We start from the raw sequence: 22,524 nt of genomic DNA, 5'->3' as shown, positions 1-22,524 counted from the left end.
GCCCATGCAGGATGACAATGCCGACCACCCTTGCACACACACCCGACCCCACGCCACACCCCCGGCTGGGTCATGTCGAAACCATTTTGGTGGATACACGCAAGATTGCCTGCGATGGCGGGCTGGGCGCATTGGGGCACCCGCGGGTATGGCTGAAAATCGGCGGGCATCAGACCGTGTGCCCCTATTGCTCACGCCTGTTCGTGCTGCAACCCGGTGCTGGCGATAGCCACGACCACTAAAACCGCGCGGGCAAAAAACGCGCTAGTGGTGCAAAGAGTGTGAAAACAGGTTGATAACCAGCACACCCGCTACAATCAGGCCTATGCCCAGCAGCGCTGGCGTGTCGAGGCTCTGGCGAAAAATCAGCAGGCCCACAACCGCACTCAGCACCACGCCCGCACCGGCCCAAATGGCATAGAGAATACCAACCGGCACGGTTTTAAGCGGGATAGACAGGAAGTAAAACGCAAAACCGTATGCCACTAGGCTGCCCGCAGCCGGCAGCCAGCGGGCAAAACCCTGAGATGCGGCCAGACAGGTGGTGCCGACCATCTCAAACACGATGGCCAGCGACAGCATTACAAAAGGCTTTTCCATTATATCCGCCCTCCGTCAGCCGGCCACCAAGCTGCCGCTGCCTTAGCCACCAATCCGCTCAAGTCCGCCCATATAAGGCCGCAGCGCTTCAGGAATGGTGATGGAGCCATCGGCATTCTGGTAGTTTTCCATCACCGCGATCAGTGTGCGGCCAACCGCCAGCCCGGAGCCATTGAGCGTGTGGACAAAAGCCGGGCTTTCACCCGCCTTGGGCCGGAAGCGCGCATTCATACGGCGGGCCTGAAAGTCGCGCGTATTGGAGCAGGATGAAATTTCGCGCCAGGCATTCTGCCCCGGCAGCCACGCTTCCAGATCATAGGTGCGGGCTGCACCAAAACCGGTATCCCCCGCGCAGAGCAGCATACGGCGATAGGGAATACCCAAACGCTCCAGCACCGTTTCCGCACAGCGGGTCATGCGTTCATGCTCGGCCTCGCTGGCCTCTGGCGTGGTGATGGAAACCATCTCTACTTTTTCGAACTGGTGCTGGCGCAGCATACCGCGCACATCACGCCCTGCGGCCCCGGCCTCGGAACGGAAACACTGACTGAGTGCCGTCAGCCGCAGCGGCAGGGTCGCACCATCGAGAATATCGCCCGACACCGAGGCCGTCAGCGGCACCTCGGCGGTGGGAATCAGCCAGCGTCCGTCCTCGGTGCGGAAAGACTGATCGGCAAATTTCGGCAGTTTGTCGGTGCCATACATGGCATCATCATTGACCAGCGTAGGCACCATGACTTCCGTATAGCCATGTTCCGCCGTGTGCAGATCGAGCATGAACTGGCCCAGTGCCCGTTCCAGCCGCGCCAACGCACCACGCAGCATCACAAAGCGCGCGCCAGACAGCTTGGACGCCGTGCCAAAATCCATCAGCCCCAGCGTTTCACCCAGCTCGAAATGCTGCTTGGGCGTAAAATCGAAAACGCGCCGGTCACCCCAGACATGCTGCTCCACATTGGCGTTTTCATCCGCCCCGGCGGGCACACCGGCATCAAGCCTGTTGGGCAGGTTGGCCAGTAGGGCAGTGCTGTTACGCTCCAGCGCCACCACGGTCTCTTCCAGCGCTTCCATATCCACACGCAGGGCAACGCCTTCGGCCTCCAGTTCGGCACTATCGGCCCCGGTGCGCTTGAGCGCGCCAATCTCGCGGGCCAGTGCCTTGCGGCGGGTCTGCTTTTCCTGCAGGGCGGTCTGGGCCTGACGGCGCTCCTCATCCCATGCCACAAGCTGCTGCGCTACCGGCTCCAGCCCACGGCGGGCCAGATCGGCATCAAACGCGGCGGGGTCAGCCCGCAGGCTGCGGATATCGTGCATGGATCAGGAACTTTCCTGCTGGGAGTTGGTCTCGTCTGCGCTCCGGCGCGTGGCCCATGAAGCTCCACCATCCGGGCACACAGGATTGAAACCTCGTACAGCAGCACTAGCGGCACCGCGAGGCCAATCTGGGTAATGACATCAGGCGGCATGACAATGGCTGCCACCACAAAAGCCCCTACAATCGCATAGCGGCGGAACCGCCGGAGCATGGCGGCGGTGACAATGCCCGCGCGTGCCAGCAGCGTCAACACTACCGGCAGCTCGAATGCCACACCAAAAGCCATGATGAGTTTCATGACCAGCGCCAGATATTCCGACACCTTGGCCTGTAGCTCGATCTGCACGCCACCTGTGGTGCCCGGCGTCTGGAACGACAGGAAAAACCGCCACGCAATCGGGAAGATAAGATAATACGCCAGTGCGGCCCCGGTCAGGAACAGCACCGGCGTCGCGACCAGAAAAGGCGCGAAAGCACGTTTTTCAGACCGGTAGAGGCCGGGCGCTATAAATATCCATGCCTGAACGGCAATCATGGGAAAGGACAGGAACATCGCCCCGAACAGCGCCACGCGGATATAGGTAAAAAATGCCTCATACAGCGCCGTGTAAATCAGATGCGGCTGTTCGCCCTGCTGGCGCATGATCTCGCCCAGAGGGCGCGCCAGAAACAGGTAGATGTTTTCTGCATAGTGGTAGCACAGCGCAAAGCACAGAACGAAAGTCAGCCCCGCCCAGAGCAGCCTGCGCCGCAGTTCAAGCAGATGCTCGACCAGAGACATTGGGCGGTCGTTGATTGGATCGTGCGCCACATCGTCGTTCTGGTTGGTTTCGTAGGTCTGGTCGGTCATGCCTGCTGGCCCACGCTGGATGAGGGTTGCGCTGCCTGCCCACCGCCCACCGTGCCGCCAAGGGGGGTCGGGCGCACAACGTGCCGCCCATGCAGAACCCGCACAGGCGGCAGAATGGCAGGGGGGAGCAGGCGCGGCTGCTCGTTAAGAATCCGGCGCACGATACCCGGCGGCAGTTCCGGCGGAGCGGCCTCTACCGTTTCATCCGACACGGTCTGCACCTGCATATCCACCACTCTTCACTTACGGTCGGCCATGTGGCCGGTTCGATAGCACTGCGTGAAAGAGTGGGCGGCCCACGCCTGTCCAGCGCGCGGGGGCTGGGCGGCAGGGCATAATCTGTCAGGGTGGAAGGGCGCTCCACGGCGCGGCTCAGCCCGCCATCATCGTCCAGAGCTTTGATGATCCGCCCGCGCACATTCAGGTTCTTGAGATCACGCACCTGATCCCTAACCTCTCCCAGATCGGCATCGCGCACCATCTCGTCAAAATGGGACTGGAACTCTCCGGCCATGCGCCGGGCTTTTTTGACAAAGCCCGCAAGCCCACGCAGGGCCACCGGCAGATCCTTGGGGCCGATCACCACCAGGGCCACGGCACCGATCAACGCTATTTCCGACCAGGCAAAATCAAACATCGGCAGCCCCGCTCACACCAGCCCACAGGCCGCGCGACAGCCCGCGCGCAGCATAAAGGCACGCTGTGTCTATCACGCCCGTTCCGGGCCGGAAACACTCTCTTCCGCCTCAGGCTCCCGTGGTGCCTCGGAAATCTCCTCCGCCAGTGGGGGCCTATCGGGGTTTGCTTCTTCCTCGGCCCCACTGCCAAACGCAATCTCGGACTGGCTTTGACGCATGTCCGGTACGTCTACCAGCAGTTCCTCCCGCCGGGGCAGATCGGACAGGGCACGCAGGCCGAAATGCCGCAGGAATGTCGGGGTTGTCCCCCACAAAACCGGGCGGCCCGGCACTTCCTTGCGCCCGCGCGGGGCAATCAGCTCTGCCTCGATCAGGGTATCGAGCACCGTCTGCCCCAGACTGACCCCGCGAATATCTTCAATATCCGTACGGGTGCAGGGCTGATGGTACGCAACAATGGCCAGTGTTTCCATAACTGCGCGGGGCAGACGCCGAGGGCGTTCGAGCACGCGTGTAAGCTGTGCTGCCAGGTCTGGCGCTGTGCGGAACTGCCAGCCCCCCGCCACTTCCACCGGGCAGACGCCACGCCCTTCATACCGCCGGACTAGGGCCGCCAGCACCGCATCGACAAACGCCCCCAGATCATCCTGCCCGTCAGGCATGAGGCGGCGGCTTTCCAGCAGATCGGCCAGCCTGCGCGCGCTCACCGGCTCGGACGCCGCGAAAATCAGCGCTTCGGCCACACGCACCGCGTCCTCTGGCACAAAGGGTGCCGCATCCGCCTGCCCTACTGGCGCTCCATCCTCCACCTGCGGATTGTCTGGCTGTGTCATGAGGTTTCTCCGTCCTGATCCTCGCCCTGCGGCGGGGTGTGGGAGCGCAGCATAATCTGCCCGAAGGTCTGATCCTGCCGCAGTTCAAGCCGCCCTGTCTTGGCCAGTTCCAGCCCAGCAATAAGGGTTCCGGCAAGGGCTGCGCGGCGCTGTTTGATAGCCGCCTCGCCCCCTTCCTGCTCTGGCAGCACATCCGGCAAAAAGGCATCGAGCGTGTTCCAGCCCGGCGGGGTTTCTCCCAAAAGCCGCGTAAGGCGGCTGAGCGCATCCTGCACGGTCCAGAAACGCAGGGTGCGCGGCATATAGACCTTGCGCGAAGCCGTGCGCCGCATGGCCGCCAGATAGGCGCGCATTAACTGGGGCACGTCCAGCACGAGACCAGAGCGGTCGATTTCGGTCAGATCTTCCGCCTCGCCACGCGCGAACACATCGCGCCCGAGCTGAGGCCGCGCCTCAAGCCAGCGGGCAAGCTGACCCATGCAGGCCAGTTCCAGCAGGCGTTCGTGCAGAAGCTCGGCGGCTTCCTCGCCCTCCACGGCCAGTTCATCATCGGGGGGGAGCAGCAGGCGTGATTTCAGCCAAGCCAGCCATGCGGCCATTACCAGCCAGTCCGCCGCCAGTTCCAGCCGCACCCGGCGTGCGCTTTCCACAACCGCCAGATACTGTTCGACCAGTTGCAGAATGGAGATACGCGCCAGATCCACCTTCTGTGCCCGCGCCAGATCCAGCAGCAGGTCCAGCGGGCCTTCAAACCCTTCCAGCCTCAGCAGCGGGGCGCGCGGGAGGGTATCAACCTCGCCCGCCGCCATGGCGGGTACGCTGTCTGGCACGGCCCCGGCGGCGGGCTCCGTGGATGGGTCAGCCTGTATGCTCAATGCCTGCGCCTAGGGCCGCGCTACCATACAGGCCAGCCCACGCTCACGCGCGGTGGCGCAGAAGGCATGAGCATCGGCACTGCTGTCAAACCCTGCCACACGCAGGCGATAAAACACCGCGCTGCTCTGTTCTGTCCGCACGATAGAAGGCGTGCGCGCACCGAACAGGGTGGGGTAGCGGGTTTTCAGGCGACTCCATTCCTTGCGGGCCTCCGCATCGCTTTGCAGGGCGGCAAGCTGCACCTGATAGCCACCACTGCCCTTGACCGCCGAGGCGGCAGGTACGGGAGCGGGCAGCGGAGCTTCCGCCTGCCGGGCTGCGGGAGCAGGCACCGCCGTATTGCGCGCAGGGGCTTCTGCCGCCGGTTTGGCAGGCTGGGCCGCTGGAGACGGAGCAGGCGTTGCTGCCGCAGGGGCACCAGGAGTAGCACCCTGTGCCGCGCTCTGGCCCGCAGCCGCGCTGTCGCCTTCCTCAACCGCCCCGGGGGCAGTGCTGTCGGTTTCTTCCTCCTCATGCGCGGGCGCGCCGGAGGCAGTTCCTGCCGGGGTAGCGGGAGAGGCATCGGGTGTCTGCGCACCAGCGGGTGCAGGGGCCTCACCCGTGCTGGCCCCGGCTGGCGTAGCGGACGTGGCCGCTGTGCCACCATACTGGGCCGCCAGCGCTGCCGGGTTAGGCTTTTCAGGAGCCGGAACCGGGTGGCCGGTCTGGTCGTCAGTTTCTTCTGTGGGGCCGAGGGCATCAAGCTGCATACCACCCGGATCGACCGGGTGGGTTTTCATGGCCACAGCCGGTGGCCCTAGCACGGGAATACCGTGCGAATGGTGGCGCACAAGCGCCCAGCCTCCAATGCCCAGCACCAGCAGCCCACCCAACCCGGCAGCACCATAAGCCAGCCAGCGGGTGATGGAGTCGGTGCCTGTCACACGGGCCAGCATGCTGCCCAGCAGGGCAGCCTCCGGCTTGGCGGGCGTATCGTCATAATCCGTGCTCATACGCTCGCGCGCACGGTTGATCCGGTCATCCGCCGTGGCGGAACTCCGCTCTTTTTCATCCATCAGCGCATTTCCTCCACCGGGTCCACGCCCATGACCGCCAGACCGGAGCGGATAACCGCCGCCGTGGAGGCCACAAGGGCCAGACGGGCGCGCGTGGCATCGACATCTTCCGCCTGAAGGAAGCGCAGTGCCGCATCATCACGCCCACGGTTCCACAACGCATGGAAATCCGCCGCGACATCGGCCAGATAAAACGCGATGCGATGCGGCTCACGCGCCAGTGCCGCGGCTTCCACCATACGGGGCCATTCGGCCAGACGGCGCACCAGCGCCATTTCGGCATCGGCACTCAGGCTGTCGAGGGCGGCAGTAGACAGGGTGGCGGCATCCACCGCGCCATATGAGCCATCCTCTGCGGCGGCGCGCAGCACCGAGCGGCAACGGGCATGGGCATACTGCACGTAAAACACCGGGTTATCGCGCTTCTGCGCCACCACCAGATCGAGGTCGAACTCCATCTGGGCGTCGCTCTTGCGGGTGAGCATGGTAAAGCGCACCGCGTCACGCCCTACCTCATCAATCAGGTCGCGCAGGGTGACGAAGGTACCGGCCCGCTTGGACATCCGCACGGGCTGGCCATCGCGCAGAATATGCACGATCTGGCACAGCACCACTTCCAGCGGCACGGCATCGCCTGTGAGCGCCTTGACGGCGGCTTCATACGTTTGACGTAGCCGCCATGATCCGCGCCCCAGACGTCAATCATGACCTGCGCGCCACGGGCTACCTTGTCAGCATGGCAGCCGATATCGTTGGCGAAATAGGTGTTGGTGCCATCGGACTTGCGCAGGGGGCGATCCACGTCATCACCAAAATCGGTGGAACGGAACAGAAGCTGCTCGCGCTCCTCCCAATCCTCAGGCAGCTTGCCCTTGGGCGGCTCCAGAATACCCTCATACAGCAGGCCCTGCTTTTCCAGCGTCTGGATTGCACTTTCCGTCACGCCACGCGCCAGCACACCGGCCTCGGAAGTAAAGACATCCTGATTAACGCCAAGGGCCGCGAGGTCCTCACGGATAGCCTTGAGCATGTGCGCGACCGTAAAGCCACGCACGGTTTCCAGCCATGTGGCTTCCGGTGCCGGGCGGGCGGTGCCGTCCTCGGCTGTTTCAGCCAGCTTGGTGCCGTATTCGGCGGCCAGTTCCATCCCTACGGGCACCAGATAGTCGCCCAGATATTGCAGGCCGGTAGGAGCAAGGGTTGCGAAGGCCTCCTGCTCCATCGTCGTGCCCAGCGCCTGCAGGTAGCGCCAGTAAGCAGCCCAAGCCAGAGCGCGCACCTGCGTGCCCGCATCGTTAATGTAAAATTCCTTGGTGACGGCAAAGCCCGCCTTGGCCAGCAGGTTTGCCAGCGCATCCCCCACCACGGCACCACGGCAATGGCCAACATGCATCGGCCCGGTGGGGTTGGCCGAAACATACTCGACATTAACACGCACACCCGCCCCAACGGTGGACGTGCCATAGGCCTCGCCCGCGCGCAGCACATCAGGCAACACGCCACGCAGCACGGCAGGATCAAGGGTAATGTTGACAAAACCCGGCCCAGCGGCGGCGGCGGCGGCAACACCCGGCACGGCGGCCAGAGCCTGCGCCAGTTCCTGCGCAATATCAGCAGGCTTGCGCTTTGCCACACGCGCCAGCAGCAGGGCAGCGTTGGTAGCCATATCGCCATGGGCAGGGTCGCGCGTGGGGGTCAGTTCGACGCGGGCCAGCGTGTCTTCGGCCACATCGGGCAACAGTTCCCGCACGGTGGCCAGAACATGATGACGGTAACGCTGGAACACACAGTCAGACATGCACACTCAATCCTGTTACACATAAAACGCCCGGCACCGGGGGAATACCCGGAGCCGAAGCGCCAAAAAAGGCGTTATCAGCCGGAACCGACAGATCAGTCAACCGCCTATGTTCCTGCATGGCGTAACGGTCTGTCATGGAAGCCACGTAGTCCGCCACAACGCGGCGCAGGGCCATGGTGTCGCCATCGGGAATTTCGCTCTGGCGGTCGGCGGGGAGCAATGTAGGCGAGTCTATCAGAATGGTGAACAGCTCACGTGTAAGATGGCGCGCCTTATGGGTCATGCGGTTGACCTTCCAGTGCCGGTAAAGCCGCGCAAACAGGAACTTGCGAATACCCTTATTGGCTTCGCTCATGCGCTCGCTCAGCGCCACCACGGGGGTTGAGGCCGCGCGAATATCCGCCACATCTCGCGGGGCCAGATCAGCCAGACGCTCACGCGAGCAGACCAGCGCATCCGTTACCAGCGCATGAATCACGCGGCGCACCATTTCGTGCCGGATACGGCGTGCGGTGCGCGGATCGGATGCGGGCAGGCCCTCGGCCAGCTTGCGCGCCGTGGCCAGCGCCTCACCCACCAGTGGCACATCCACCAGATCATCAAGTGAGAGCAGGCCGGACTTTACGCCGTCATCAAGGTCATGCCCGTGATAGGCGATATCATCCGCCAGAGCCGCCACCTGTGCCTCTGCCGAGGCATAGGTGCCAAGGTCGAGCGGGAATAGGGCATCCAGCGTGCTCATACGCTCGGAAGGGCGACGAAGCGGGCCGTTATGCTTGGCCAGCCCTTCAAGCGTTTCCCATGTAAGGTTCAACCCATCGAAAGCGATATAGCGCCGCTCTAGCAGCATGACCTGCCGCAGGGCCTGCGTATTATGGTCGAACCCGCCCCATGGCTGCATGAGAGAAGCCAGTGCATCCTCCCCCGCATGGCCAAAAGGCGTATGCCCCAGATCATGCGCGAGGGACACGGCTTCGGTCAGGTCTTCATCCAGCCGCAGATTACGGGCCATGGAGCGTGCGACCTGCGCTACTTCCAGCGAATGGGTCAGCCGGGTGCGGAAAAAATCGCCCTCATGATTGACGAAAACCTGCGTCTTGTATTGCAGCCGCCTGAAGGCGGAAGAATGCACCACCCTGTCACGATCACGCTGCCAGGGAGAGCGTGTGCTGGATTCCGGCTCGGAATACAGCCGCCGTGCGCGCCCTTCTCCCGTGCGGACGGCATACGGCGCGAGGCCGGTTCCTGCTTGCGCCTGCATCCTGTCTCCTTCCCTGCATCGCCACACGCCCCATGGTGCGCCACCAGAGCGCCAGCACAGGGCCGCATCAGCGGCTTTGACCGGGCTCAGTCTAGTCCATTGCAGGAAAGTTGACCATTGCGGGTGTGTTTCCTCTTCAAACCGGCACACGGGCGGACTATCTATGCTGGTATGACACAGCCAGCCCCTTCTTTTTCCGTATCGGATGCCGCAGCAACGCGCATCAGTTCCGTGATCGCCAAGAAACAGGCGGGCGCCACACCGGAAAGCCCCGCCCCTGCCGCCCTGCGCGTTGCCGTGGAGTCGGGCGGGTGTAACGGATTCCAGTATCTTTTCACGCTCATTCCGCCGCAGGCCATCAATGCCGAGGATACACGGATAGAGAAAAACAACGCGCTGGTGGTGGTTGACCCCGCCAGCCTCGACCTGCTGGCCGGTGCGCAGCTAGACTTCGCAGACAAGCTGATGGGCGCGCATTTTGCGGTCATCAACCAATGCGGCCTCTTCCTGCGGGTGCGGCACGAGTTTTTCTCTCGCATGAAGCTCGCTACATGGAACGTCAATTCCGTTCGCCCCCGACTGGAACTGGTGCTGGACTGGCTGGCGCGCGAACAGCCCGATGTGCTGATGTTGCAGGAAATCAAATGCGAAACGGAGCAGTTTCCAGCACAGGCCTTTGAGGCAGCGGGCTATGGCTGCGCGGTTGTCGGGCAGAAGACCTATAACGGGGTAGCGACCCTGTCCCGCAAGCCGTTTGAAATCACCACAGCGAGTCTGCCCGGCTTTACCGACCCCGCTGCACGGTATGTGGAAATCAGCACGCAGGGGCTGGTGCTGGGTAACCTTTACCTGCCCAACGGCAATTCCGGTGGGGAGGAAGGCTACGCCACAAAGCTGGCTTTTGCCGCTGCCCTGCATGACCGCGCCCAGACCCTTTTGCGCGAGAATACGGATTTTGTTCTGGCGGGCGATTACAATATCTGCCCCACGGCAGAAGACTGCGCCCCCGGCGCACTGGGGCCAGATGACGCACTGGTGCGCCCGCAAAGCCGTGCCGCATGGCGCCGCCTGCGCTGGCTGGGCCTGACAGATGCCCTGCGCGCCCTGCACCCACAGGGGGCAGCCTACACGTTCTGGGATTATCAGGCCCGGGCATGGGAACGCGACAGCGGCCTGCGCATCGACCACATGCTGCTCTCCCCCCGTGTAGCCGAGCGCCTGAGCACGGCAACGCCCGACCGGGATGAGCGTGACAAGACACGCCCTTCGGATCATGTGCCGCTTGTCGTCACCCTGTCTGGGCAGTCCTGACGTTCACACTAACGTGATAAACCCCTTCCGACTCCCTGCGTTGCACCGTCAGGGGTTGCAAGGGCGGGTTTTTTGGCCACACTAAACCCCCAACAACGGTGCCAGAACCAGTCCGGTTACGGCACCGCCGTTGATGCCAAATCGAGACAGGGAGAAGACCCATGGCCTGGAACGCACCGAAAGTTACGGAAATTCCGCTGGGCGCAGAAATCAACAGCTACGTCTGCGGTCAGAAGAAATAAGACGGAACTGAGTTCCTTCTGTATTTCAGCCGCCAGCCCCGGACAGGCGATACCGTTCGGGGCTGGCGGCTTTTTTTTTGACTGGACTGTAGGCGGATGCTCGATATCGTTGTTCTAGGCGCTGCGGCTGGCGGCGGTTTTCCTCAATGGAACTCCAACGCGCCAGCATGCCAGCGCGCCCGGTCGGGAGACCCTGCCGCTCCTGCCCGCACACAGGCTTCCATCGCTGTCAGTGGGGATGGTGTTTCGTGGTATGTGCTCAATGCCTCGCCTGATCTGCGCGCCCAGATCAACGCCACACCTGACATGCACCCCAAGGAAGGCCTGCGCTCTACCCCGATCCGGGGCGTGTTCCTGACCAGTGGCGAGATTGATGCCATCATCGGGCTGCTGACCCTGCGTGAGCGCCAGCCTTTTGGCCTTTACGCCACAAAGCAGGTTCTGGGCCAGCTTACGGCCAACCCCATCTTCAGCGCGCTGGACAGTTCCATTGTGCCGCGCAACACACTGGAGCTGGACCAGCCCGTGCCGCTGGAGCCCGCGGGCCTGTCCATTACCCCCTTTGCCGTACCCGGCAAGGTGCCGCTCTATGCCGAACGGGGCGAAAACCCGGCCGAGGTCATGACCAACGGCGAAAATATCGGCCTTGAAATCACCGATGGCCGGGCACGGGCCCTGTTCATTCCCGGCTGCGCGCTCATGACCGACGACCTGCGCACCCGCATACGCGGGGCCGATGCCGTGTTCTTTGACGGCACGCTCTGGACTGATGACGAGATGATCCGCGCGGGGTTGGGCAGCAAGACAGGCCGCCGCATGGGCCACATGTCCATTGCGGACACACCAGATGGTACCATCGAGAGCTTCCGTTCTCTCGATGTCAGGCGTAAAATCCTCATTCACATCAACAATTCCAACCCTGTTCTTCTGGCTGAAACGCCTGAACGTGCCAAAGCTGAACAGGCCGGGTGGGATGTTGCTTTTGACGGCATGAAGATCACACTATGAGCACCACAACAGCCCCCGCCCGCCTCCTGTCCCCCGAGGAACTGGAAGCCGCCCTGCGCGCCATTGGCGCCGAACGCTACCACAACCTGCACCCGTTCCACCGTGCCCTGCATGATGGCAAGCTGAACAAGGCGCAGGTGCAGGCATGGGCCCTGAACCGCTATTATTATCAGGCCTGTATCCCCGCAAAGGACGCCACCCTGCTGGCACGCCTGCCCACCACGGAACTGCGCCGCGAATGGCGCCGCCGTCTGGAAGACCACGACGGCACCAGCCTGAAACTGGCGGCGTTGCCCGCTGGCTGAAGCTGACGGACGGCCTGGGCCTTGATCGCTCTTACGTGGAATCGCTCGAAGGCCTGCTGCCCGGCACGCGCTTTGCCGTGGATGCCTATGTGCATTTCGTGGGCGAGCGCTCCATTCTGGAAGCCATTGCCTCATCCCTGACAGAACTGTTCTCGCCCACCATCATTAGCGAGCGCGTGTCGGGCATGCTGCGCAACTACAGCTTCATTACCGAAGAAACGCTGGCCTATTTCAAGCCCCGGCTGACACAGGCCCCGCAGGATTCGGCTTTTGCGCTGGCTTATGTCAAGGAACACGCCCGCACGCCCGAACAGCAGCAGGCCGTGCTGGCAGCCCTGCGCTTCAAGTGCGACGTGCTGTGGTCCATGCTGGATGTGCTGGATTATTCCTATGTTGCACCCGGCCGTATTCCGCCGGGGTCTTTCCGCCCCGACACCACGGCATGACAGGGCAGGTCGCCCCTCCCCCGATGACGGAAGACAGCGTGCCGCGCTTTGCGCGTGGCACGCGCCTGCAATTCGACCGCGTGCGTGAAACATGGTTCATTCAGGCCCCGGAGCGGGCTTTTCTGGCCGATGCCATCGCGGTGGAAGTGCTGCAACTGGTTGATGGAACGCGCACGCTGGGCGGGCTGATCGACACTTTAGCTGCAAAATTCGACGCGCCGCGGCCCGTTATCACGCAGGATGTGTTAACTCTTGTGAATGATCTCGCAACCAGACAGGTGCTGGTGCACGCATGACGACGCCACCCCCCATGAGCCTGCTGGCGGAACTGACTCATCGCTGTCCGCTGCAATGCCCCTACTGCTCCAACCCCCTGAGGCTGGACCCACGCACGTCTGAGCTGGACACCGCCACATGGCGCCGCGTGATGGATGAAGCCGCCACCATGGGAGTGCTTCAGGTGCATTTTTCAGGCGGCGAACCCATGGCCCGCCCCGATCTGCCCGATCTGGTGCGCCATGCGGCAGGGGTGGGGCTTTACTCGAACCTGATTACATCTGGCGTGCTGCTCAACCCGACCTCACTGGACGCGCTGGCCAAAGCCGGGCTGGATCATATCCAGCTCTCCTTTCAGGATGCCCTGCCCGACCCGGCCGACCGGGTTGCCAATATGGCAGGCGCCCATGCCAAAAAACTCGAAGCCGCACGGCTGATCGTGGCTGAGGGCATGCCCCTTACGCTCAATTTTGTGGTGCACAGGCAAAATGCCGAGCGCGTGCCCGACATGCTGGCACTGGCCGAGCAGCTTGGCGCCCGCCGGGTGGAAATTGCCCACACACAATATTACGGCTGGGGCCTACTCAACCGCGATGCCCTGCTGCCTGATCGCGACCAGCTTGCCCTGACCGAACAGGCCGTGGCCGAAGCGCGCACGCGCCTTGCTGGCCGCATGACCATCGATTTTGTCACCCCTGATTATTATGCCGAAGAACCCAAACCCTGCATGGGCGGGTGGGGCCAGCGGTTTATGAATATCTCGCCCACGGGGCGGGTGCTGCCCTGCCACGCGGCAGAGAGTATCCCTCATGTAGAATTTCCCTCCGTTACCGAAGCCTCGCTGGCCGATATCTGGGAAAATGCGCCGTTATTCACCATGTTCCGTGGCACGGACTGGATGCCCGAACCCTGCCGCTCCTGCCCCGCGCAGACACAGGACTGGGGCGGCTGCCGCTGTCAGGCGCTTGCACTGGCGGGCAAGGCAGATGCAGCGGACCCGGTATGCCACAAAGCGCCAGACCACGGCTGGTGGAACGCGCCATTACCGCCCGCCCCGCCGTGCCCCCGGCCTTTCGCTACAGGCGTTACGGCAACGCCTGAACGAAGGGGTTTTACGCCCGTTTTTTGCGCTCACGCCCATATAGGGCGGCATACAGGTAGGCAGCACCAGCAGCGTGAGGAAGGTGCACGACACCAGTCCCCCGATCACTACGGTTGCCAGCGGTTTTTCCACCTCGGCCCCTTCGCTCATGGAAAACGCCATGGGGAAAAAGCCAAGACATGCCACCGTAGCCGTGGCCATGACCGGGCGAAAACGATCCCGCACAGCCGCAACAGCGGCACGGAAAGGGGTTGCCCCTTCCTTTTTGAGATCGCGCATATAAGACACCAGCACCAGACCGTTCATGGTGGCCACACCAAACAGGGCGATAAAACCCACCCCCGCCGAAATACTGAACGGCATACCCCGCAGATACAGCGCAAGGATACCGCCCGTAGCCGCAAACGGCAGGTTGACGAACACGAGCGAAGCCAGCCCCAGTTCCCCCAGCGCCATGACCAGCAGCAGGAAAATAAGCGCCAGCATGACCGGCACCACAATTTCAAGCCGCGCAACAGCGGTTTGCAGGTTGCGGAACTGCCCGCTCCATTCAAGGTAATAACCCGGTGGCAGCGGCACCTGTGCCTGCACCGCCGCCTGTGCGGCCTGCACGAAGGAGCTCAGGTCACGCCCACGCACATTGGCCTGCACCATGCTGCGCCGCATGCCCTGCTCGCGCCGGATAGCGGGCGGGCCGTCATTGAGAATGATATGCGCAACCTGTGACAGGTCTATCACCTTGTCATCACGGGTGATGATGGGCAGCGTGCGGATATCTTCCAGATTTTCACGCGCATCGGGCTGAAGGCGCACTTCGGTCGGGATCAGCGCATCATCCACCGCCACGGGGGGGCCGTAATGGCCGCCCAGCGCTTCCACCGCGTCAATAACCGAGGATGTTTCAACATTCATGCGCGCCGCAGCCGTGCGGTTCACATCGATATGCAGGTAAGGAATGGTGCCGACATCCTGCGGCGCAACATCCGCTGCCCCCGGCACCTTGCTTACCACCTCCGCAATCCGGGCAGAAAGTCGGGCCAGTTCCTTCAGGTCGGGGCCATAAACCCCAATGGCAATCTGCGACCGTACGCCTGAGAGCAGGTCATCCATACGCATCTGGATCGGCTGGCTCCAGTTATACAGCGAGCCGGGATTATCATGCGCCAGAGCCGCGCTGAAGGCTTTTACCAGCCCTTCCTGCGTAGTGGCAGTTTTCCACTCATCGCGGGGTTTGAGCAGGATATAGGTGTCACTCTGCTCGCCACCCTGTGGGTCTGTCGGGATAGCAGCCGTGCCCGTGACACTGACAACCGAGCGAATATCGGGAAAACGCTTGAGCGTGCGTTCTATGGCCTGCGCCGCCCGCAGCGAGGCATCGAGCGAAATCCCCGGTGGCCGCGTGGAGGTTACGATCAGATCCCCCTCCTGCAACTGGGGAATAAACTCGCCCCCAAGCCGGGTCGCCAGCACGCAGCAGACCACCAGAAACACCAGCGCCACACCCACCACAGCGCGCGTGTTTTTCATGCACCATGCCGAAGCAGGCTGAAAAACGCGCCACAGGAACGCTATGAAGCGCGTGTGATGAAGGTCGTCCTCTGCGTGTCCGTGCCCGTCCTCATTCTCTTTTTGCGCTTTGGCGGACTTGCCTGACCCCAGCCAGACACACAACGCAGGCACACAGACCAGCGAATAGATGAGCGAAGCCACCAGCGCCAGAATGACCGTTTCCGCCATGGGTTTGAACATGCGCCCTTCCACACCCTGCAAGGTGAGGATGGCAGATACACCATGGCGATAATCACCACCGCGAACACCACCGGCCGCATGACACTGCGCACGGTATACAGCACGGTCTGCATCAGTGGTTCGGCCGGTCTGCGCCGGTGCAGCACGTTTTCGACAATAACGAGCGAGCTATCCACCACCATGCCGAAGTCGATCGCACCCAGACTGAGCAGGTTGGCCGAAATACCAAGGTGGCGCATGCCCACCATGGCCGCCACCAGCGAGAACGGAATAACGGAAATAATGATGATGGAGGCCCGCGCATCGCCAATGACCAGCAGCAGCACGGCCAGAACCAGAAACGCCCCCACCACCAGATTTTCGCGCACGGTATCAACCGTTTTAGCGGTCAGGGCTGCGCGGCTGTAATAGGGTTCAAGCGTGACACCTTCAGGCAATGTCGCCTGAATCTCGGGTAACTCACGGCTGAGGGTCGCAAGAGTAGCCCGCGCGCTGGCCCCCTGCTGGAGCAGCACAACCGCGCTGACAATCTCGCTATCACCATCACGCGTGACCCCACCCAGACGCGGCCGGCGGCCTTTGCGCACCGTACCAAGATCACGCATGTGGATAACGGCACCGTTCGGCCCGCTTTTGACCTGCACCTCGCCCAGTTCGTTCAGATCATCGATCAGCGAACGCCCGACGATAACGTGCTGTTCGTCGTTATGTTCGATCCATGCGCCGCCCGCTACCTCGTTACCCGTATCCAGCGCATGAAACACATCAGTCAGGGATACCTTGTACTGCCGCAACGCCTCGGGGTTTATGGCGACCTCATAGGTTTGCGAAGCGCCGCCATTGACGTTGACATCCACCACCCCGTCTACCAGACGCAGGCGGGGCACCACGTTCCAGACCATCAGACGGTTGAGGTCTTCGAGTGTCTGCTCCTTACCCTTGATCTGAAGGTGCAGGATCTCGCCCATGCCAGTGGCCAGAGGGGCCAGATCAATGCTCAGCCCCGGCACACTCACACTGTCACGTGCCAGAGGCAGGCGCTGCACCACCATTTCACGGTCACGGTAAATATCCGTGCCGTCATCGAACTGCAGATACAGCACGGCAACCCCCGTGCGCGAGACCGAGCGCATGCCGCTCAGCCCCACCACGCCGGACATCACTTTTTCAATCGGTGCTGTAACGAGTTTTTCGACCTCTTCTGTCGCAAGCCCCGGTGCCTGCACCGTGACCAGCACCTGCGTGGGCGAAATATCAGGCACAGGTTCAACCGGCAGGCTCCACAAATCGGCCAACCCGGCCACCATCAGCAGCCCTACGACACAGAACAGGAATACCCGTTTTTCAATAAACCAGCGAAAAAGCGCCATGGACTATTCCGCCCCACTCTGGGTGGAAAGAACGACCTGTGATTTCAGAACGAAGCTGCCCTGTGTCACTACCGTTTCGCCTGCCTTGACGCCACGCAGCAGCACGATATTGCCATCAAGCGAAGGCCCTGTTTCCACCGGGCGCACGGCATAGCGCCCCGGTGCCACCCGCACGAACACCACCGGCTGGCCGTTCAGGGTTTGCACCGCGGCTTCTGGCACGATCATGCCTTTGACCTCATCATGGAAAAACAGACGTGTGTGCACCAGCATGCCGGGCTTGAGCCTGTTGGCCGGATTGTCCAGCAGGCTGCGTACCAGCACATGTTGCGTGCCGGGGTCCACGCTGCCTTCCACCGCATCCACCCGCGACACCAGCGGCGGCTCGCCTTCCACAATCCATGTGTGTTGCCTGTTGCCCACCAGCACGCTGCGGGCATCGACATCATTCACCTGCGACACGACCCAGACATGCGACAGATCATCCACCTCGATCGGGGGCGGCCCGCCTGCTGTCATGTCCTGCCCGCTCACCACGGAAACATGGCTTACAACCCCATCGATAGGCGACACCACGATGGATTGCCCGCCTTCGACCTTTTCCATGCCGGAGCTATAGCGCCGCACATGTTCGGATGCGCGGCGGGCATCGGCCTCACGCTCCTGCACCAGCGCGCGCGCTGCGCGCCAGGCTTCCTCCCGCCGTTCCACCTCACCTACAGAGAGCGCACCACCCTTGAGCTGCTGCCCACGATCATAAAGTTGGCGGGCATTGCGCTCCTCCGCCCGGGCAGCGCGCAGAGAGGCCTCGTCCGACGAATTCTGAAAGGTTTCATCCCGCAGGGTGAAGTTTTCATATGCCAGCAGCGGCTGGCCTTTGCTGACCACCTGCCCCGGCACCACCGCGACGGAAACAACGCGCCCATCGCCCACCGGGCGGATACGCACGATCCGCCGCTCATCTGCCGCGACATAGGCCGGGGCATCCGTATGGCGCGGCAGGCTGCCCGCTACCGCTATGGCAGTATGGATGTTCTCGGCCTGCAGGGCTTCATCCGAAATATCCACCAGCACCGGGGCAACCACCGCTGGTGTTGCGGCAGGTTTGGCCGGCGGTGTCTGCGCATGCACAAAGGGTGCCGCCGCAAAAGAAACCACCGCGCAGGACACTAAACAGGCAGCAAGCCGCGGGAGCGCTTTGAAAGTCATGGGGTCTGCCCTGTCATAAGAATGATACGCGCGATGGTGGTGCGCATAGTAGCTTCGGCCTGAGCCTGCCGGTCTGCCGCATCAAGGGCTGCGCGGCGGGCACGCAGAAACTCCACCAGAGGAAGCTCGCCTGCTTTCCATGCCCGCGAAAGATCAGAGGCACGCAAATCCGACTGCTCCTGCCCCAGACGGGCATGCCGCACCTGTGTGGCGGCTGCGGCAAGCTGGGCGCGCAACTGGCGATATTCGGCCATGACCTTGCGGTGGGCGAGAATCTTATCCGCCTCGGCGCGGCTGACCGCCTGCATTTCCTTCATGACCATGGGGGTGTTTACCGCCTCGCTGGGCAGGCCTACCTGAAACTGCACGCCTACCTGCGTATCCCACGGGCTTTCATACTGCTCCTGTCGGCTGAGCATCACCCCCACCTGCGGGTTGGGCATGTAGGAATGCCGCGCCACACTGTACGAGGCCTGTGCTTTTTTAAGCTGCGCATCCGCCAGCTTGATCCTTGGGTCCTGCTCAACATCAAGCTGATAGCCATCACGCGCCAGACGTCGCCCATCAATGGAAGAAAGGTCCGGCAAGGTGTCACGCCCCGTCAGCCTCCAACTCGGCGCGCACTCCTTCAAGCTGCTGCCCCATATCGGCCAGCGTGCCATCGACATCCGCTTTTTCTGCTACCGCTGCCTCGTGATCCGCACCGGAGACTTCGCCCGCCGTCCATGCGTGCTCCACATCCTGTGTAGTCTGTTCCAGCACATGACTGACCGCAGACAGATTGTTCAGCCGCGCGGACAGCACGGCACCCTGCCCCGCCAGATCCACCACCCGCGCCGCCATGGCCAGCCTTTGCACCTGCATCTGCCAGTTAGCTACTTTTTCATCGGCCTTGGCGGCATTTTCCGTAGCCGTACCCTGCCCCGGCAACCAGAACGGCACGCTAATACTGCCCTGATAGGTGGTGTAACCCACCTTGCTGCCGATAAAATGGTCATCATAATACTGCCCGGTTACAGTCGGCCCGCCTGAAAACCATGACCGCGCGGCCGATGCCCGCCGCGTGGCGGATGTGCTGTCGGCCATATACGCCCCCTGCTCGGGGTCCGCGGCCCAGGCCGCGAGAATGGCGTCATGCAGGCTGACAGGGCCTGAGGCCGGAGCAGGGGCTGGAGCCTCCGCCGTGACACTGGCTGTCAGGCCGGTTGTTGCACTAGCGGTTGCCGTATAAAGTTTCGATTCCGAAACACATAGGAGAAAGGAGGAGACTCCCGTCACCACCACAGAACGCCATGACAGGGCCGGAAACAAAGACGGACATCGCACGAGAGCAGAACCACCCTTGGAATTGTTGCAAAGCAGAACAGAAACAAATTACAACGTTCAGATGACGGCAATATGAACTGAAATTTTATAAAAAAAAATTCATATTGTCACCCTGCAATTCCAATTGCCTTGAACGGGCATCTACGGCTTGAATATGTAAATTCAGGGAATAAGCCCAAGGGGAGTGCCACGCCATGACGGAAGAACGAGAGTGTAAACGCCCCGGCGTACCCCCCCTATTTTTGGCTTTTCTACTTTTTTCGGCATTTTTTATCGGCACGCCTCTTGCCGCGGCGCAGGACTATAAAATGACCTGCCCGAACGAGCACAAGAGCATGCGCCTGTCGGTATCCGGCAATTACCATGCTATCCTTTTTCCGAGGTGGAAAAAGCTGCCCTGCAGAGCGTTGCCTGCCCTGATGACGCGGCCTCACGCAAGGCGCTGCGCGAACTTGCCGCACAAAATCTGGAGGTCAAGATTACCATCCAGCGCTATGGCGGCCAGACGCTTCGTGGCTTTGTCGCTGTGACACTTCGTTCCGCTGGAGCAACGCTTTCCAGCAGCTCTTCCTCTTTATCACAGTTTGCAAACAGCCTGCCGCCCAGCGCTTTGAGCGACAACATCTACACCACCATCCAGCGCGTATGGGACAATCTGGAATACCTGCAGGAACAGGATTCCACGACTGAACAAAAAGCGCTCGACCACGTTTCGTAAAACCAGCGCAGGCTTTTGCAGCCTGCCACTACGGTTCCGAGCACGCTCTGCGTCGGTGTTACCTGTCATAAAAGACGACAGCACAGACTGCCAGTGACAGAATTATGTCAGGCTCTCTGCCCCGTCTCCCGCACATCAACATGCCATAAAAAAACGGCCTCCCCCATAACAGGGAAGGCCGCTTTCAGCCGCCGACAGGCAAAAAACCTTAGCGCCGGTTGGCTTTAACCGCTTCGCTGGCGAACTCCCAGCAACGGCCCGCACCGCGCAGCACCCGCGCGATAAAAGGAGCCGATGTGGGGCGGAGTAGACGCGAATCATACCCGGCAAAACGCCGCTCATCTTCCTGCAGGCACAGATCCATAAAATCAGGCAGGGTAATGTCGATATTGGCGACATCCTTGGTGCCCGTTACGGTAAAGTTATTGTCCTGTGTGTGGACCGCGCCCTTGTCATCTACCGTGCGAACAAGGCTGATGCGTTCATAGGCAAGGAAGCCCCATACCGCCCATACCTTGAGTTCGAAATAGGGGCGACGCCACCACGGCATTGTAGCGCGGTACCATGCCAGCCAGTTGGCAAACAGCAGGATATGGCGGCATTCCTCCTGCATGATCGGCTCGAACGTATCGGTCAGTTCCTGCGGGAAGAACCCCGAACGCTTGGCCAGCTCGAACATACCAAAAGCGAAGAAGCTATCCACGCATTCCGAAAAGCCGGTTACAAGATAAGCCCACTCGGCATCCTTGGGCTCAATGTACGGCGGCTCCGGTGCCATGGGAATGTTATAGGCCGCCACCATCTTGGCCAGCACTTCCTTGTGCCGGTTTTCTTCCCACGCATTGCGCGAGATGGCGTCCTTTACATCAGGATCGTCAACCAGCGCCGCGTAAGCGGCCATCCGCAGCCGGGCCTTGCCTTCGGTCTGAACGGCAATATCCCAGATCGGCAGGGAGACAATCTTGTGCAGTGTCTCGGGGTCGAGCTTGGGCCATTCGATTACGGAGGGCCGATACGGATTGAACGTGTCACGGAACATCTCGGCCATGGCACGCTTATGCGCATCGGACCCCGGCTTGAGCCGCCCCGTAACCGGGCTTTGCCAATGACGCGCACGGAAATCCGCCTGCTCGACCGCTTCCGCGTTGGGCGGCGGGGGCAGATCGTCCATGCTGTCGGGGAGTTTGGAGTAAATCTCGCTCAGAGAACCCATAGTGAGGAACCTGTCTTTAATTGAGGAACCCCCGGCAGGCTGGCCCAGCCCGAAGCAGCCGGACCATGCGAGAGGTTCATGACCCTAAACAGGCAGCGCTCCCCACCTTTTGACCGGCAGGGATGCGCGGCACTGTTCCCGCCTTAGTGCAGATCAGAAAAGCGGGAAATGATCTTTGTCACTAAACCGTATTCTATCGCTTCCTGCGCGGACATCCAGTAATTGCGGTCCGTGTCCTTGGCGATCTTCTCGTAAGTATGGCCGGTTTCCGCCGCAAAAATGCGATTGAGCCGTTCACGCATCTTGAGGATTTCGCGCGCTTCGATGTCGATATCGGTCGCAGGCCCGCGTACGCCGCCCATCGGCTGGTGCAGCAGAAAACGGGTGTTGGGCAGGCAGAATCGACGATCCTTGTGCCCGGCGGCGAAAATAAGCGCGCCAGCCGAAGCCACCCAGCCCGTGCCAATCAGATTGACCGGGGCAATCGAATCGACAAAGCGGATCATGTCATGGATCGTGTCGCCACTTTCCACATGCCCACCGGGGGAATTGACATAAACATTGATCGGCTTGTCGGACTCTCCGGCCAGCGCAAGCAGGCGACCGGTTACGTCACGGGCGATCTTGTCGTTAATCCCGCCGAAAATCAGCACCGTCCGCCGCTTGAAGAGCTTGTGTTCCAACTCGCCCTGCGGTGTGCCGGAAGACTTTTCCTCGCCTTCCTTCTCCGGGGTTTCCGGGGTTTCGGGTTCGTCGTCCAGTCTGATGGCGTCACGGGAAAAAATACCCGGCATGGCTGTCTCCGCGCATTGTTCTGTGTCTGTGTTCATGGCCCTATCCTGCGCCGGTGTCGCCTGCCTGCCAAGGGGCAATCACGCGGTGTCTCGCCACGGGTGGGGGAAAAGGCTAAGGTGCGGGCCATTTCCGCCCGCGTTACCATGGAGCACGCGCCCGACCATGCCCCAGCCCGGCCCCCAGCCGCATGGCCCCTACCAGCCTGCCAGCACCCAACACGCCCCC

General features: G+C 61.9%; 20 protein-coding genes and 5 pseudogenes. 9 read left to right on the top strand and 16 right to left on the bottom strand.

Going from position 1 to position 22,524, the window contains the following annotated elements; all coding sequences use genetic code 11:
• Window positions 1-17 precede the first annotated feature (17 nt).
• Window positions 18-242: a zinc-finger domain-containing protein gene (locus JCM25143_RS09195; protein WP_025860900.1), complete on the top strand. Its 225-nt coding sequence runs from the start codon at window positions 18-20 to the stop codon at window positions 240-242.
• Window positions 243-264: 22 nt separating this feature from the next.
• On the opposite strand, the gene JCM25143_RS09190 is transcribed toward JCM25143_RS09195, so the two are convergent.
• The 10 genes and pseudogenes from JCM25143_RS09190 to JCM25143_RS09150 all read right to left on the bottom strand — a co-directional run bounded on the left by JCM25143_RS09190 (window position 265) and on the right by JCM25143_RS09150 (window position 9,229).
• On the bottom strand, window positions 265-600 hold the full coding sequence (locus JCM25143_RS09190; RefSeq protein ID WP_035370860.1) for a DMT family transporter: 336 nt from the start codon (window positions 598-600) through the stop codon (window positions 265-267).
• Window positions 601-642: 42 nt separating this feature from the next.
• Window positions 643-1,914 (bottom strand): serine--tRNA ligase, encoded by a 1,272-nt coding sequence (serS, locus tag JCM25143_RS09185; protein WP_025860898.1) that lies wholly within the window; start codon window positions 1,912-1,914, stop codon window positions 643-645.
• Window positions 1,836-2,765 (bottom strand): twin-arginine translocase subunit TatC, encoded by a 930-nt coding sequence (gene tatC / locus JCM25143_RS18315; RefSeq protein ID WP_234395146.1) that lies wholly within the window; start codon window positions 2,763-2,765, stop codon window positions 1,836-1,838. Before tatC ends, serS begins: the two co-directional genes overlap by 79 nt.
• Entirely contained in the window at window positions 2,762-2,992 is a 231-nt protein-coding gene (locus JCM25143_RS24750; protein WP_267879937.1) for a hypothetical protein, read from the bottom strand. Before JCM25143_RS24750 ends, tatC begins: the two co-directional genes overlap by 4 nt.
• A complete protein-coding gene (gene tatB, locus JCM25143_RS18310) occupies window positions 2,959-3,402 on the bottom strand; it encodes a Sec-independent protein translocase protein TatB (RefSeq protein ID WP_267879936.1) in 444 nt (147 codons plus the stop codon). Before tatB ends, JCM25143_RS24750 begins: the two co-directional genes overlap by 34 nt.
• Window positions 3,403-3,474: 72 nt before the next feature.
• A complete protein-coding gene (scpB, locus tag JCM25143_RS09170; RefSeq protein ID WP_025860897.1) occupies window positions 3,475-4,236 on the bottom strand; it encodes an SMC-Scp complex subunit ScpB in 762 nt (253 codons plus the stop codon).
• Window positions 4,233-5,045, bottom strand: a complete 813-nt coding sequence (locus tag JCM25143_RS09165) for a segregation and condensation protein A (protein ID WP_051543159.1) — start codon at window positions 5,043-5,045, stop codon at window positions 4,233-4,235. The genes scpB and JCM25143_RS09165 overlap by 4 nt, the downstream gene beginning before the upstream one ends.
• A gap of 75 nt (window positions 5,046-5,120) precedes the next feature.
• Window positions 5,121-6,167, bottom strand: coding sequence for an SPOR domain-containing protein (locus tag JCM25143_RS09160; protein WP_025860895.1), 1,047 nt, complete (start codon window positions 6,165-6,167; stop codon window positions 5,121-5,123).
• Window positions 6,167-7,965: pseudogene (gene argS, locus JCM25143_RS18305) on the bottom strand (arginine--tRNA ligase). The gene JCM25143_RS09160 and the pseudogene argS overlap by 1 nt, the downstream one beginning before the upstream one ends.
• Window positions 7,958-9,229, bottom strand: a complete 1,272-nt coding sequence (locus JCM25143_RS09150) for a deoxyguanosinetriphosphate triphosphohydrolase (protein ID WP_025860894.1) — start codon at window positions 9,227-9,229, stop codon at window positions 7,958-7,960. The pseudogene argS and the gene JCM25143_RS09150 overlap by 8 nt, the downstream one beginning before the upstream one ends.
• A 171-nt stretch (window positions 9,230-9,400) precedes the next feature.
• On the opposite strand from JCM25143_RS09150, the pseudogene JCM25143_RS22010 reads away from it, so the two are divergent.
• The 7 genes and pseudogenes from JCM25143_RS22010 to pqqE all read left to right on the top strand — a co-directional run.
• Window positions 9,401-9,661, top strand: a pseudogene (locus JCM25143_RS22010) (HesB/IscA family protein); the annotation flags it as partial.
• Window positions 9,662-9,766: 105 nt separating this feature from the next.
• Window positions 9,767-10,540, top strand: coding sequence for an exodeoxyribonuclease III (locus JCM25143_RS09145; protein WP_025860893.1), 774 nt, complete (start codon window positions 9,767-9,769; stop codon window positions 10,538-10,540).
• A 161-nt stretch (window positions 10,541-10,701) separates the two neighbouring features.
• Window positions 10,702-10,782: a pyrroloquinoline quinone precursor peptide PqqA gene (gene pqqA / locus JCM25143_RS18300; RefSeq protein ID WP_035370857.1), complete on the top strand. Its 81-nt coding sequence runs from the start codon at window positions 10,702-10,704 to the stop codon at window positions 10,780-10,782.
• Window positions 10,783-10,878: 96 nt separating this feature from the next.
• A complete protein-coding gene (gene pqqB / locus JCM25143_RS09135) occupies window positions 10,879-11,790 on the top strand; it encodes a pyrroloquinoline quinone biosynthesis protein PqqB (protein ID WP_025860892.1) in 912 nt (303 codons plus the stop codon).
• Window positions 11,787-12,541: pseudogene (gene pqqC / locus JCM25143_RS18295) on the top strand (pyrroloquinoline-quinone synthase PqqC). The gene pqqB and the pseudogene pqqC overlap by 4 nt, the downstream one beginning before the upstream one ends.
• Entirely contained in the window at window positions 12,538-12,837 is a 300-nt protein-coding gene (gene pqqD / locus JCM25143_RS09125; protein WP_035370855.1) for a pyrroloquinoline quinone biosynthesis peptide chaperone PqqD, read from the top strand. Before pqqC ends, pqqD begins: the two are co-directional and overlap by 4 nt.
• A gap of 14 nt (window positions 12,838-12,851) precedes the next feature.
• Window positions 12,852-13,918: pseudogene (gene pqqE, locus JCM25143_RS21490) on the top strand (pyrroloquinoline quinone biosynthesis protein PqqE).
• 11 nt (window positions 13,919-13,929) lie between these two features.
• Here pqqE and JCM25143_RS18290 read toward each other — a convergent pair.
• From JCM25143_RS18290 to JCM25143_RS22005, 4 genes and pseudogenes are all read right to left on the bottom strand, one after another.
• Window positions 13,930-17,038 (bottom strand): annotated as a pseudogene (locus tag JCM25143_RS18290) (efflux RND transporter permease subunit).
• 3 nt (window positions 17,039-17,041) lie between these two features.
• Window positions 17,042-18,247 (bottom strand): efflux RND transporter periplasmic adaptor subunit, encoded by a 1,206-nt coding sequence (locus tag JCM25143_RS09105; RefSeq protein ID WP_025860886.1) that lies wholly within the window; start codon window positions 18,245-18,247, stop codon window positions 17,042-17,044.
• Complete coding sequence (locus JCM25143_RS20860) at window positions 18,244-18,834, bottom strand: TolC family protein (protein WP_051543153.1); 591 nt, start codon at window positions 18,832-18,834, stop codon at window positions 18,244-18,246. The genes JCM25143_RS09105 and JCM25143_RS20860 overlap by 4 nt, the downstream gene beginning before the upstream one ends.
• A 4-nt stretch (window positions 18,835-18,838) precedes the next feature.
• Window positions 18,839-19,528 carry a TolC family protein gene (locus tag JCM25143_RS22005; RefSeq protein ID WP_148300075.1) on the bottom strand — a complete coding sequence of 230 codons (690 nt, stop codon included), beginning with the start codon at window positions 19,526-19,528 and terminating at the stop codon, window positions 18,839-18,841.
• A gap of 427 nt (window positions 19,529-19,955) precedes the next feature.
• Between JCM25143_RS22005 and JCM25143_RS09095 the strand changes: the two genes are divergently transcribed.
• Window positions 19,956-20,291, top strand: coding sequence for a hypothetical protein (locus tag JCM25143_RS09095; RefSeq protein ID WP_025860885.1), 336 nt, complete (start codon window positions 19,956-19,958; stop codon window positions 20,289-20,291).
• Between the two features lie 208 nt (window positions 20,292-20,499).
• Here JCM25143_RS09095 and JCM25143_RS09090 read toward each other — a convergent pair whose 3' ends face one another.
• The gene (locus tag JCM25143_RS09090) at window positions 20,500-21,504 is read right to left on the bottom strand and encodes a hypothetical protein (RefSeq protein WP_025860884.1); all 1,005 of its coding nucleotides are present in this window, start codon (window positions 21,502-21,504) and stop codon (window positions 20,500-20,502) included.
• A 143-nt stretch (window positions 21,505-21,647) separates the two neighbouring features.
• Window positions 21,648-22,334, bottom strand: a complete 687-nt coding sequence (locus tag JCM25143_RS09085) for an ATP-dependent Clp protease proteolytic subunit (RefSeq protein ID WP_025860883.1) — start codon at window positions 22,332-22,334, stop codon at window positions 21,648-21,650.
• Window positions 22,335-22,524: the final 190 nt, after the last annotated feature.

The sequence above is a fragment of the Acetobacter papayae JCM 25143 genome, from assembly GCF_000613285.1.
Taxonomy (GTDB): domain Bacteria; phylum Pseudomonadota; class Alphaproteobacteria; order Acetobacterales; family Acetobacteraceae; genus Acetobacter; species Acetobacter papayae.
This window is presented reverse-complemented; position numbering and strand designations above follow the sequence as displayed.